General features: G+C 31.4%; 13 protein-coding genes. All 13 read left to right on the top strand.

The features are described from left to right. Positions 1-6: 6 nt before the first annotated feature. Positions 7-1,560 (top strand): sulfatase family protein, encoded by a 1,554-nt coding sequence (locus tag ACW9UN_RS05990; protein ID WP_459484818.1) that lies wholly within the window; start codon positions 7-9, stop codon positions 1,558-1,560. Between the two features lie 167 nt (positions 1,561-1,727). Continuing rightward, positions 1,728-5,213 carry a leucine--tRNA ligase gene (locus ACW9UN_RS05985; RefSeq protein WP_459484817.1) on the top strand — a complete coding sequence of 1,162 codons (3,486 nt, stop codon included), beginning with the start codon at positions 1,728-1,730 and terminating at the stop codon, positions 5,211-5,213. Positions 5,214-5,308: 95 nt separating this feature from the next. Then, positions 5,309-5,563, top strand: coding sequence for an SWEET family sugar transporter (locus ACW9UN_RS05980; RefSeq protein WP_459484815.1), 255 nt, complete (start codon positions 5,309-5,311; stop codon positions 5,561-5,563). 129 nt (positions 5,564-5,692) lie between these two features. Further along, positions 5,693-6,460 carry an enoyl-CoA hydratase/isomerase family protein gene (locus ACW9UN_RS05975; RefSeq protein WP_459484813.1) on the top strand — a complete coding sequence of 256 codons (768 nt, stop codon included), beginning with the start codon at positions 5,693-5,695 and terminating at the stop codon, positions 6,458-6,460. Between the two features lie 47 nt (positions 6,461-6,507). Next, a complete protein-coding gene (locus tag ACW9UN_RS05970) occupies positions 6,508-7,065 on the top strand; it encodes an MOSC domain-containing protein (protein WP_459484812.1) in 558 nt (185 codons plus the stop codon). Continuing rightward, positions 7,065-7,634, top strand: coding sequence for a hypothetical protein (locus tag ACW9UN_RS05965; RefSeq protein WP_459484811.1), 570 nt, complete (start codon positions 7,065-7,067; stop codon positions 7,632-7,634). Before ACW9UN_RS05970 ends, ACW9UN_RS05965 begins: the two co-directional genes overlap by 1 nt. 232 nt (positions 7,635-7,866) lie before the next feature. Next, positions 7,867-8,769 carry a heme o synthase gene (cyoE, locus tag ACW9UN_RS05960; RefSeq protein ID WP_459484809.1) on the top strand — a complete coding sequence of 301 codons (903 nt, stop codon included), beginning with the start codon at positions 7,867-7,869 and terminating at the stop codon, positions 8,767-8,769. Positions 8,770-8,781: 12 nt separating this feature from the next. Then, on the top strand, positions 8,782-9,369 hold the full coding sequence (locus tag ACW9UN_RS05955; RefSeq protein WP_459484807.1) for a cytochrome c oxidase subunit 3: 588 nt from the start codon (positions 8,782-8,784) through the stop codon (positions 9,367-9,369). 55 nt (positions 9,370-9,424) lie between these two features. Further along, entirely contained in the window at positions 9,425-10,405 is a 981-nt protein-coding gene (locus ACW9UN_RS05950; protein ID WP_459484806.1) for a cytochrome c oxidase subunit 3, read from the top strand. A gap of 18 nt (positions 10,406-10,423) precedes the next feature. Then, positions 10,424-10,765 (top strand): cytochrome C oxidase subunit IV family protein, encoded by a 342-nt coding sequence (locus ACW9UN_RS05945; protein ID WP_459484804.1) that lies wholly within the window; start codon positions 10,424-10,426, stop codon positions 10,763-10,765. 82 nt (positions 10,766-10,847) lie between these two features. Then, positions 10,848-11,516, top strand: a complete 669-nt coding sequence (locus ACW9UN_RS05940; RefSeq protein WP_459484802.1) for a hypothetical protein — start codon at positions 10,848-10,850, stop codon at positions 11,514-11,516. Continuing rightward, positions 11,513-12,157: an SCO family protein gene (locus tag ACW9UN_RS05935; RefSeq protein WP_459484801.1), complete on the top strand. Its 645-nt coding sequence runs from the start codon at positions 11,513-11,515 to the stop codon at positions 12,155-12,157. Before ACW9UN_RS05940 ends, ACW9UN_RS05935 begins: the two co-directional genes overlap by 4 nt. After that, entirely contained in the window at positions 12,150-12,689 is a 540-nt protein-coding gene (locus tag ACW9UN_RS05930; RefSeq protein WP_459484800.1) for a DUF420 domain-containing protein, read from the top strand. Before ACW9UN_RS05935 ends, ACW9UN_RS05930 begins: the two co-directional genes overlap by 8 nt. The last annotated feature ends 14 nt before the right edge of the window (positions 12,690-12,703 follow it).

Raw genomic sequence — 12,703 nt, 5'->3', positions numbered from 1 at the left:
ATCATAATGAAAAAATATTTTTTAAATTTCTTAATACTAACTATTGTAGCATGTACAACAACCCCTAAAAAAGCTACTAATCAACCAGAAATAAATACCAAAAAACCGAATATAGTAGTCCTTTATTTAGATGATTTGGGTTATGGAGATTTAAGCTCTTATGGTGCAACAGAATTGCAAACCCCAAATATAGATGCTTTAGCAAATGGAGGAATTAAATTTACAAACGGTTATGCTTCATCAGCAACTTGTACACCAAGCAGATATGCTCTATTAACAGGCATGTATCCTTGGCGAAACAAAAAAGCAAAAATTTTACCAGGTACAGCTCCGCTTTTAATATCTACAGAACAACAAACACTACCTAAGTTATTAAAAAAACAAGGGTATCAAACTGCAATTGTTGGTAAATGGCATTTAGGTTTGGGTACAGGCATTGTAAATTGGAACCAAAAAGTAACTCCTGGACCTAATGAAGTTGGTTTTGATGAGTCTTACATTATGGCTGCTACTCAAGACAGGGTGCCAACTGTTTATATTAAAGATGGGAATGTGGTTGGTTTAGATAAAAACGATCCTATAAAAGTAAATTACAAAGAAAATTTTGAAGGAGAACCTACTGCTATTTCAAATCCAGAACTGTTAACTATGAAATGGCATCATGGGCACAATAGCAGTATTGTAAATGGAATTCCTAGAATTGGCTATATGAAAGGTGGTGAATCTGCAAAATGGGTAGATACAGATATGGCCGATCATTTTTTAGAAAAAGCGCAAAACTATGTAAAAACTCATAAAGAAAAACCGTTCTTTTTGTATTATGCAATGCAGCAACCTCACGTACCAAGAACTCCACATCCAAGATTTGTGGATAAATCTGGAATGGGGCCAAGAGGTGATGTGATTTTAGAAGCAGATTGGGCAATTGGTGAATTTATAAAAACCTTAAAAGAAGAAGGTATCTTAGAAAACACGTTAATTGTTTTTTCTAGTGATAACGGTCCTGTTTTAAATGATGGTTATTATGATGATGCTGTAGAAAAATTAGGCAATCACGATCCAAAAGGTGGTTTAAGAGGAGGTAAGTACAGCATTTTTGAAGCAGGAACAAGAGTACCGTTTATAACCTACTGGAAAGGAAAAATTAAACCACAAACTTCAAATGCTATTGTTTGTCAGATGGATTTATTGGCTTCTATAGCTAATTTATTAGGAACATCAGAAACCACAACAGATAGTGAAAATTGTATAGATGCTTTTTTAGGGAAAACAAAAAAAGGAAGAACTAATTTAATTATTGAAGCTACAGGTAAAACAGCATTAAGAAGTGGAGATTGGTTATACATACCTGCTTATGAAGGAACAAATTTTAGAGAAGAAGTAGGTATAGAAGTTGGTAATTTTCCATTTGAACAACTCTACAACTTAAAAGAAGATAAAGCGCAACAAAATAACCTTGCAAAATCGAACCCTAAAAAAATGAAGGAAATGAGAGCTACTTTTATCAATTTAAGAGGTAAAGATTATCAAAAAGGAGTCAAAGAAGTAGTCTTTAAATAACATCAAATAGATAACAGAAATGAAGTTTTAAAACATAGTAGTTGCATTTTTTGAAGAAGTAAAAATACAGAAATAGGGCTTTAAAATTGTGCTTGCTAATTTGCAATACTTCCTCTTTTCGCTTACAAAGAATAAACGTAAATTTGCAGCCATTAAATTGAAAGATGATGCAATACAATCACCAAGAAATAGAAAAGAAATGGCAAAAATTTTGGGCAGAAAACCAAACGTTTAAAGCCAGTAATGAAAGTGAAAAACCTAAATATTATGTGTTAGATATGTTTCCTTATCCTTCAGGAGCAGGTTTGCATGTTGGGCATCCTTTAGGGTATATTGCTAGTGATATTTATGCGCGTTACAAACGTCATAAAGGGTTTAATGTATTGCATCCTCAAGGGTATGATTCTTTTGGGTTACCTGCAGAACAATATGCCATTCAAACTGGACAACACCCTGCTAAAACCACTGAAGAAAACATAAAAACATATAGAAGACAATTAGATCAAATTGGTTTTTCTTTTGATTGGAGCAGGGAAGTACGTACTTCAAATCCTGAATATTATAAATGGACACAATGGATTTTTATTCAATTATTCAATTCTTGGTACAACAAAGATTCAGACAAAGCAGAAGACATTTCAACCTTAATTTCAATTTTTGAAAAAGAAGGAAATGCCACAGTAAATGCAGTTTGCGATGAAGATATCATTTCTTTTTCAGCAGAAGATTGGAGCGCTTTTTCATCAACCAAAAAAGAAGAAATTTTATTACAATATCGTTTAACTTTTTTGTCGGATACAGAAGTAAATTGGTGTCCTGCATTAGGAACTGTTTTAGCCAATGACGAAATTGTAAACGGAGTTTCAGAACGTGGAGGACATCCTGTAGTGAGAAAAAAAATGACACAATGGTCTATGCGAATTTCTGCATACGCACAACGTTTGTTAGATGGTTTAAACACTATTGATTGGCCACAACCTTTAAAAGATTCGCAAACCAATTGGATTGGTCGTTCTCAAGGAGCAATGGTTTCTTTCCCCATCCTAACCTTCCCCAAAGGGGAAGAGAAATCAGATCCTGAAAATGATGAGGGATATATGACAGGTGGAAATAACTCTCACTTGTTGATAGAAAAAGCGAAAGAAAATAGAAATAATCCTACTGAAGCAGAACGTGTTTTATGGCAAGTATTAAAAGGAAAGCAATTAGGTTTAAAATTTAGAAGACAACATTTAATTGATTATTTTATTGTAGATTTTGTTTGTTTACGATTAAAGTTAGTTATTGAAGTTGATGGTGATTATCACAATTCTGAAGAACAAATCGAAAAAGATAACGAAAGAACAAAAATTTTAGAAGATTTAGGATATGATGTAATTCGTTTTACTAATAAGCAAGTAATTGGTGATACTGAATCTGTTCTAAAAAAAATTAAACTAGAACTAGCCAAAGCTTCCCTTTCCTCTGGAAAGGGATTGAGGGATAGGATTGATGTTTTTACAACACGTCCTGACACCATTTTCGGAGTTTCATTTATGACACTTGCTCCAGAACATGAATTGGTATCTAAAATTACAACTGATGCTCAAAAAGCAGAAGTAGAAGCATATATAGAAGCTACAGCAAAACGTTCTGAACGTGATAGAATGGCTGATGTAAAAACCATTTCTGGTGCCTTTACAGGTGCGTATGCAATTCATCCTTTTTCCGGTGAAAAGGTTCAAATTTGGATTGGTGATTACGTATTGGCTTCTTATGGAACAGGAGCTGTAATGGCTGTGCCTTGTGGAGATCAACGTGATTATGATTTTGCAAAACATTTTAATATTCCTATTCCTAATATTTTTGAAGGTGTAGATATTTCTGAGGCTGCACATGCAGATAAAGAAGGAACTGTAATTGCAAATTCAGACTTTTTATCAGGATTAAAATATAAGAAAGCTTTAAAGCTAGCCATTTACGAAATGGAAAAGCGTGGCTTTGGTTATGGGAAAATAAATTACAGATTAAGAGATGCTGTGTTTAGCAGACAACGTTATTGGGGTGAGCCATTTCCTGTGTATTACAAAGACGGAATGCCACAAATGATAGATGCAAAACATTTGCCAATTGTATTGCCAGAAGTGGAAAAATATTTACCTACTGAAGATGGAAAACCACCTTTAGGAAATGCGACGCATTGGAGTTGGGATGCTAAAAATAATAAAGTGGTTTCGAATGATTTGTTAAAAAGATCTTTCGACTCCGCTCAAGATGACAATAGTAACAAAAATGTTATTTCGAGCGAAGTCGAGAAATCTCAAAATGAAATTTATCCATTAGAACTCAATACAATGCCTGGTTGGGCTGGTTCTTCTTGGTATTTTAACAGATATATGGATGCAAAGAATGCTGATGAATTTGCAAGTAAAGATGCTCTTGATTATTGGAAAGAAGTAGATTTATACATTGGTGGTTCAGAACACGCAACCGGACATTTATTATATGCACGTTTTTGGCAAAAGTTTTTGTTCGATAAAGGAATTGTACCTGTAGATGAGTTTGCTAAAAAACTAATTAACCAAGGTATGATTTTGGGGACTTCTGCTTTTGTACATAGATTTTGGTTTGGAATTGTGACAGAAAATGATTCAGTACTTGATGTGTCTACTTCAAAATTTCCTAGTTTTTATGTAACAAAATCTATATATGATAAGGTTTCTAATGGAGATGAAGATGAAATAGAAAAATTAAAATCAATTTTTATTGATCGATTAAAATTGATTTCTAAAGAATCAAATGTTAATTCTTTTACAGGAATTCACTTACAAAAGATCCACTCAGATGTATCATTCGTAAATTCATCAGACGAATTAGATATTGAAGCTTTCAAAAATTGGAGAGCAGAATTTAATGATGCAGAATTCATAACAGAAGAAGATGGCACTTTTAAAGTTTCTAGAGAAGTAGAAAAAATGTCAAAATCAAAATACAATGTTGTAAATCCTGATGATATTGTTGCAGAATATGGAGCAGATGCTTTGCGTTTATTCGAAATGTTTTTAGGGCCTTTAGAACAAACCAAACCTTGGAAAACGTCTGGAATTTCGGGTGTATCATCATTCTTAAAAAAACTTTGGAAATTATTCCATTCAGGAGAAAACGGTGTTTTCGCAGTTGACTCTTCCCCTTTGGGGAAGTCGGATGGGGATAAGGAGGCCTTAAAAACCTTACATAAAACCATCAAAAAAGTAGAAGAAGATATCGAAAATTTCTCTTTCAATACTTCTGTTTCTACATTTATGATTGCCGTAAATGAGTTAACAGCTCAAAAATGTAATAAGCGCGAAATTTTAGAACCATTGTTGGTTTTATTGTCACCTTATGCGCCACATATTACAGAAGAATTATGGAGTTTATTAGGGCATACAGAAAGTATATCAACTGTGCCTTTTCCAGTTTTTGAACCAAAACATTTGGTAGAAAGTACAAAGAATTATCCAATTTCTTTTAATGGTAAAATGCGTTTTACTTTAGAACTTTCTTTAGATTTATCTAAAGAAGAAATAGAAAAAACGGTAATGGCTCACGAAAAAACACAAGCACAATTACAAGGTAGAACACCTAAAAAGGTAATTGTTGTGCCAGGCAAAATTGTAAACATAGTGGGTTAAATACTTGTCTTACTTCAAAGATAGAAACTTTATTTTTGTGGTGTAAGTCATGTTTATTTTTCAGACTAAAAGAGCGAATTGATAAAGACAGTATTATGAATATTTTCGAAATTTTAGGAATGTTTGCAGCTATTATTACAACAGCTGCATTTATGCCTCAAGTTTATAAAACTTGGAAAACGAAAGACACAAAATCGCTATCGTTAACAATGTATACTTCTTTTTTTATTGGAGTTTCTTTATGGATTGTATATGGTTTTTATTTAGAAAGTTTACCAATGATTTTAGCAAATGGTATCACAGCAATATCTGCTTTAATTTTAATTCGGTTGAAACTTAAATACAAATAAATCTAAAAAAATATTTAATAAAGATAAAGTCATTACTAGTATAGTAATGGCTTTTTTTGTGAGTTATCTTAGCGATTGTGCATTGATTTTTTAGTTATAAAATCCTATTTTTGATAAAATTCAACTTTTATGAATACAAACAGACAAAGTGGAAGTCTTTATATAAATATCCAAAATAAAATTGCAACAGTAGAGTTTGGTCATCCTGCAAGCAATTCTTTTCCTAGTGAATTATTAGCAAGGTTAACCAAAGAATTAAAAAAACTTGCTATGACTAATGATGTTGCTGTCATCATTTTAAAATCAGAAGGAGAAAGAGCTTTTTGTGCTGGAGCTTCTTTTGATGAATTGGTTGCTATTTCAAATGTAGAAGAAGGAGAACGTTTTTTTTCAGGCTTTGCTAGCGTAATAAATGCCATGCGTACCTGCGGAAAAATTATAATTGGCAGAGTTCAAGGAAAAACAGTTGGAGGAGGTGTAGGTTTAGCAGCTGCCTGCGATTATGTTTTTGCAACAGAAAAAGCAGCAATAAAATTATCAGAATTAACCATTGGTATTGGTCCTTTTGTAATAGAGCCTGCTGTAACTCGAAAAATTGGTTTAGCAGCAACATCAGAATTAACATTAGATGCCACAAGTTGGAAAAACGCTTATTGGGCAAAAGAGAAAGGCTTGTACGCCAAAGTGTTTGAAAATAGTAAAGAGTTAGATATTGAGGTAGATTTGTTTGCTCAAAAATTGGCAAGTTATAACCCATCCGCTTTAGCCGAAATGAAAAAAGTATTGTGGCAAAATACCAATCATTGGGATAAACTTTTATTAGAAAGAGCAAAAATTTCTGGAGAATTAGTTTTATCAGAATTTACCAAAAACGCTTTACTTAAATTTGTAAAGTAAACGTACAAACTTTATATTTTTCTTGATTCAGTTGCAATACAATAACAATGAAAATTATTTCTACAAATATTGGTGATAAAAAAGAAATCCTTTGGAAAAAGAAAAAGGTAACTACAGGTATTTACAAATATCCTGTACAGCAACCTATTTTTTTAGATGTTGAAGAGGTAAAAGGTGATGAAATTTCGGATAGAAAATATCATGGAGGTATAGATCAAGCAGTTTATGCGTATTCTTTAAAACATTATAAATTTTGGAAATCGTTATATCCAGATTTGGATTGGAATTTTGGAATGTTTGGAGAAAACCTTACCCTTGATGATATTGACGAAACAAAAATACATGTAGGGGATACTTTTAAAGTTGGTGAAACTATTTTAGAAGCAACTTTACAAAGAAGCCCTTGTTTTAAATTAGGCATTCGGTTCAACTCTATGAAAATTGTAAAACAATTTTGGAATACAACAATGTGTGGAGTGTATTTTAAAGTAGTACAAACAGGAACTGTTAAAGTTGGTGATGAGTTTCAGCAAATAAAAAGTTATCCAGAAAATGCAACCATAGCAGATTTATTAATCCAAAGAAAAAAAGAAAAAGACGTGTAATGAAAAAAGTAAAAAAAAGATATATTTTACTTATTGTACTGGCATTTTTTCCTTTTTACAGGTTAATTCATTCAGAAAATTACTGTTTTGGAGATGTAGATTTATTAATTGTAGGAGGCTTAACAATATTATATATTGTTGCTTTTATATCTGTTTCGTTTTACAACTTATACAATATTACTTTAAAAAAAGAGCTTTTTAATTTCATACCACTAATTATTACATTTTTTTTTTCGATGAGCTTGTATTATACATTACAATATCACGATAAAAATATATTTAAAAATAAAGTACACAAGTTTAAAGGTTATTCAAAAGAGAAAGCAGTACTAGAAATAAACTTATTTAACGATAGTACTTTTGAACTGAAAACGGTAGAGTTAAGGTCTTTTTGTGTAGAACGAGGTACTTATTTTTTTAAAAAAGACACCTTATTCTTAAAAAAAGAAAATAATGTTGATGGAAATATAGATTTTGGTGATGTTTACTTTTTTAACAAAACGTATGGCAGTTTAAAGCCAATTTATAGTGGTTTACCCTCATTTAAATTAAAAAAAATAAAGAATTAAATTCCGTTTTTTTTAAAATAGATTTTGGGATAAAAAAATAAATCTAAAATATTTTTGTTTTTTATTTAAAAAAATAATTATATTTGCATGTGGCTTTTTAAAAGTCACACTTTTTCTTTTTCATAGCAATTTTCCCACTCAAACTTTGAGTGGGTTTTTTTATGCTCAAAATTTCACAAAACCTTGTTAAAGGTATGGTAAATTGAGATTTATCAAATATCTTTGCAAAACTATGAGTTTAACTGTAATTACAGATACTAAAAAGCCAATGAATACGCTTATAACTGACTTTAAGCAACTTACAAAAGTAGGATTGTCTATGAGTGTGGTGTTTTCTTCAGTGGCAGGTTATCTGTTAGCTGTAGAGGTTATCAATTACAGTGTTTTGCTACTATTAGCTTTAGGAGGTTTTTTTATGGTGGGTGCTTCTAATGCATTCAACCAAATTATAGAAAAAGATATAGATGCGTTAATGCAACGCACAAAAAACCGACCTTTACCAACAGGAAGAATGTCGGTAAACACAGCCATGTCAATTGCGGTTGTATTTACAATTCTAGGAATCGCTATTTTGTATAGTATTAATCCAAAAACTGCATTTTTTGGTGCTATTTCAATATTTATTTATACCAGTGTTTATACGCCTTTAAAATCGGTAACACCATTAACTGTTTTTGTAGGTGCCATTCCTGGTGCCATTCCGTTTATGTTAGGTTGGGTAGCAGCTACAGGTAATTTTGGTATTGAAGCGGGTTTTTTATTTATGATTCAGTTTTTTTGGCAATTTCCACATTTTTGGGCAATTGGCTGGTTGCAATTCGAAGAATATAAAAAAGCTGGATATAACATGTTGCCAATGAACACAAAAGATAAAGGTGCTGTAAAACAGATTATCTTTTATACCTTGGTAATGATATTGGTTTCTATAGCGCCAGTGTTAAGAGTTTCAGGAGATTTTTATATATACCCATTAACAGCAGTAATTGTGGCATTATTAGGTAGTATAATGTTGTTTTATGGGATTAAATTACACAAAACAGAACAAAACATAGATGCAAGAAAACTCATGTTATCAAGTGTCTTATATATAACAGTTGTACAAATTGTTTATGTAGTTGATAAATTTTTACATTAAAGAAGAAAGAAGATGATAGAAGAACAAGCATTAAAACAAGAGTATGTTGTAGCACAAAAAAAATCTGCAAAACCTATGTTGTGGATTTCTATGATTAGTATGGTGATGTTTTTTGCAGGACTAACAAGTGCCTATGTAATTAGTATGAAACGAGATGATTGGGTCTCTTTTGATTTGCCACAAGCATTTTACACCAGTACTTTTTTAATTGTAGCAAGTAGCATTACATTATTTTTGTCGCAAAGATTTTTAAAACAAGATAAAAGACAATTATCATTAATTTTAGTAGTAGCTACTTTATTATTGGGTCTAGGCTTTGTTTGGCAACAATATGTAGGTTTCAATCAACTAAAAAGTATAGGCTTGTATTTTACAGGACCTAATAGTACAGTATCTACATCATTCATTATTGGAATCACCTTTTTGCATGTATTGCACCTTTTGGCAGGTGTTATTGTACTTTTTGTTGTTATTTATAATCATTTTAAATACAAATACAAGCCCAATAATTTGCTTGGCTTTGAGTTAGGCGCAATATTCTGGCACTTTGTAGATATATTATGGATTTATCTATTTTTCTTTTTCTCTTTTATTAAGTGATAGAAAATAGTTATTTTTGGCGAACGTTTAAGATTTATACTAATTAAAATTATTTATGGAAGCAAATATTGCTATACCTTCGGACGGAAAAAGTACTTGGAGTGGTGGTGGAGTAAAACCATTTGGCGCAAGTTATGGTAAAATGATGATGTGGTTTTTCATCCTTTCTGATGCACTAACTTTTTCAGGATTTTTAGCAGCTTACGGTTTAACCCGTTTTAAGTTTATTGATTCTTGGCCAATTGCAGATGAAGTTTTTACACACGTTCCATTTATTCATGGAGAGTTTCCAATGTATTACGTCGCTTTCATGACATTTGTACTGATTTTTTCATCAGTAACCATGGTATTAGCAGTTGATGCTGGGCACAAAATGCAAAAAAATAAAGTGGCTTGGTATATGTTTGCAACAATCATTGGTGGTTTAATTTTTGTTGGATCTCAAGCTTGGGAATGGAATACCTTTATTAAAGGTTCTTACGGTGCTGTAAAAACTACAGAGGGTAAAGTTTTACAATTTGTAAAGGATGGTAAGCAAATAGCGCTTTCAGATTTTGTTGTAGGTGATAGAATGGATGCTGAAGAAACACATACACGTAAAAACGGACTTTGGTGGGTAAGTGGAGAAGAAGTACCTCAATATTCTGTGGCACAAGTAATGGCATCTTATCAAGCAAATCCTTCAATACAAATTAGAAGCGAACAAATAGATATGGATAAAAAACAAAAATTTATCTTATCTAGAGAAAAAGGCGCTGAAGAGTTAGCCAAAGGTAAAATGGTTGTAGAAGGAGCTAATCTAAAAGTAAATGAGTACGGAAATACAATTTTTGCAGATTTCTTTTTCTTTATTACCGGTTTTCATGGTTTTCACGTTTTCTCAGGTATTGTTATTAATATCATTATTTTCTTTAATGTTATCTTAGGCACTTATGAGAAAAGAGGACATTACGAAATGGTAGAAAAAGTAGGTTTATATTGGCACTTTGTAGATTTAGTTTGGGTATTTGTATTCACATTCTTCTACTTAGTTTAATAAAAAAATAGCATTAAAATGGCACACGCACACGAATCACATACAAAAAGAATCTGGAACGTATTTTGGATTTTATCAGCTATAACAATTGTAGAAGTTGCTTTAGGTATATTTAAACCAGCTGCACTTCACTTAACAAATTTTTTAGGAACAAGTCCTTTAAACTGGATTTTTATCATTTTAACTTTAGCAAAAGCTTACGGAATTACATGGGCTTTTATGCACATGGAAGATGAAAAAAAATGGTTTAGACGTTCGATTGTCTGGACATCCATTTTCTTAATCTGTTATTTAGTAACCTTACTTTTAATAGAAGGTGATTATTTATACGAAACGTTATCACCACTTGTAAGATGGTAATTAAAATGAATAAGGTGGTTTTTTAACCACCTTTTTTTAGCTTAAAAATGTTAAAATTTCTTAAAATCTAACTTTTAATTACATGCGTTTTCTTACCAAAAAAAGAGTTGTTTTATTTCTATTGTTCATCTTTCCCTTAATTTGTTTTCTCATTTTATCAACAGGAGAAAATAACTTTAAAAAACTGCCCGTACTTACCCAAAAAGTTTTAGATGTAGCTACAATAGATGATGCTAAAAGTACACAACTCAAAGAGTCTGTCTCTATTGTTTGTTTTTTAGGAAACGATATAGAATCCATAACATCTGGCCTGTTAAACTTAAATGAAAAAATCTATAAGAAGTTTATAGACTACAAGAAATTTCAGATAATAGCTGTTTATCCAGAAGATAAAACCGTTGATGTAAACGCACTTAAAGAAAAAATAGGTGCTTTTACAGATATGCAAAAATGGAAATTTGTGCCAAGTACTAAAGCAGAAATTGAAGGGTTTTACCAGAGTTTTGCTTACAACGAGCCATTAATCAACTTATCATCTACAAAAGCTTTTTTAATCGATAAAAGTCTAAGTTTACGAGGGCGTTTAAAAGACGACAAAACGAATGAAAAATTATATGGTTACAATTTGAATTCGGTGGCAGAGTTAAATGGTAAACTTAAGGACGATATTAAAGTATTATATTACGAATATTACGCTGCTTTTAAAGATAAAAATAAGAACAAAGCAAACCGAAAAGAAGTAGGATTATGAATAAAAAGTACTCTTATGTAGGGATTACCTTTATTATTTTGTTGTTTGGTATTTACACTGTACCAAAAGTGGTAAATCGTTTCTCAGACACTGGTTTGGTAAAGTTTGATAAGGTACCCAATTTTGAATTTGTGAATCAAGAGGGCAAAACCATTACCAATGAAACCTTTAAAGGTAAAGTATATGTAGTTGAGTTTTTCTTTTCTACTTGCCCAACAATATGCCCGTTAATGAACAAAAAGATGTTATCCTTACAAGACGAATTTTTTGGAAATCCAGAATTTGGTATTGCATCGATTTCTATAACTCCAGAAATAGATACTCCAAAAATATTAAAAACTTATGCAAAACATAATGGCATCACCCATAAAAATTGGCATTTGTTAACAGGTAAGTCAGAAGATGTAGTGTATACATTATCAAATAAAGGATTTAAATTATATGCAGGTAAAGGAGATGCATCTCATGCAGGTTTTGAACATTCTGGGTTGTTTGCTTTGGTAGATAAAAATGGTTATATCCGCTCTCGAAAAGATGAATTTGGGAATCCAATTATGTATTACAGGGCGCTAGAAGAGCAAACATTTCCTGATCAAATAAAAGAATTAAAAGAAGATATTAAACTGTTATTAAATGAGTAATCTAGCGCAAGAAAAAAAGTATAAAAAAATAATTACAGCTTTATCCGTTATTATTCCACTAGCAGTTGCAGCTTTATTTGGTGTTAATTTAAAATCTCTGGGTTTTGATGTTAAGCCACTAACGTTTTTACCACCTATTTATGCGACAACTAATGGTTTAACAGCCGTTTTATTAGTTGCAGCAGTAATTGCTATAAAAAAAGGAAATAGAAAACTACACGAACAATTAAATACTGCTGCAATTGCACTTTCTTTAGCATTTTTGTTGATGTATATCGCCTATCACATGACTTCTGATTCTACTAAATTTGGTGGAGAAGGGGCAATCAAATACGTATACTATTTTATTTTAATTTCACATATTGTATTGTCTGTAATTGTAATTCCGTTTGTTTTATTAACGTATATGAAAGCAAAATTAACCGATTTTGAGGGGCATAAAAAAATTGCTAAAAAAACCTTTCCTATTTGGTTGTATGTAGCTGTAACAGGCGTTATTGTGTATGTAATGATTTCTCCATACTACACTTAAAAAAAATAAATTGA

The organism is Polaribacter litoreus (assembly GCF_054584775.1).
The sequence above is the reverse complement of the archived record's forward strand: the minus strand, read 5'-3'. Positions and strand labels throughout refer to the sequence as shown.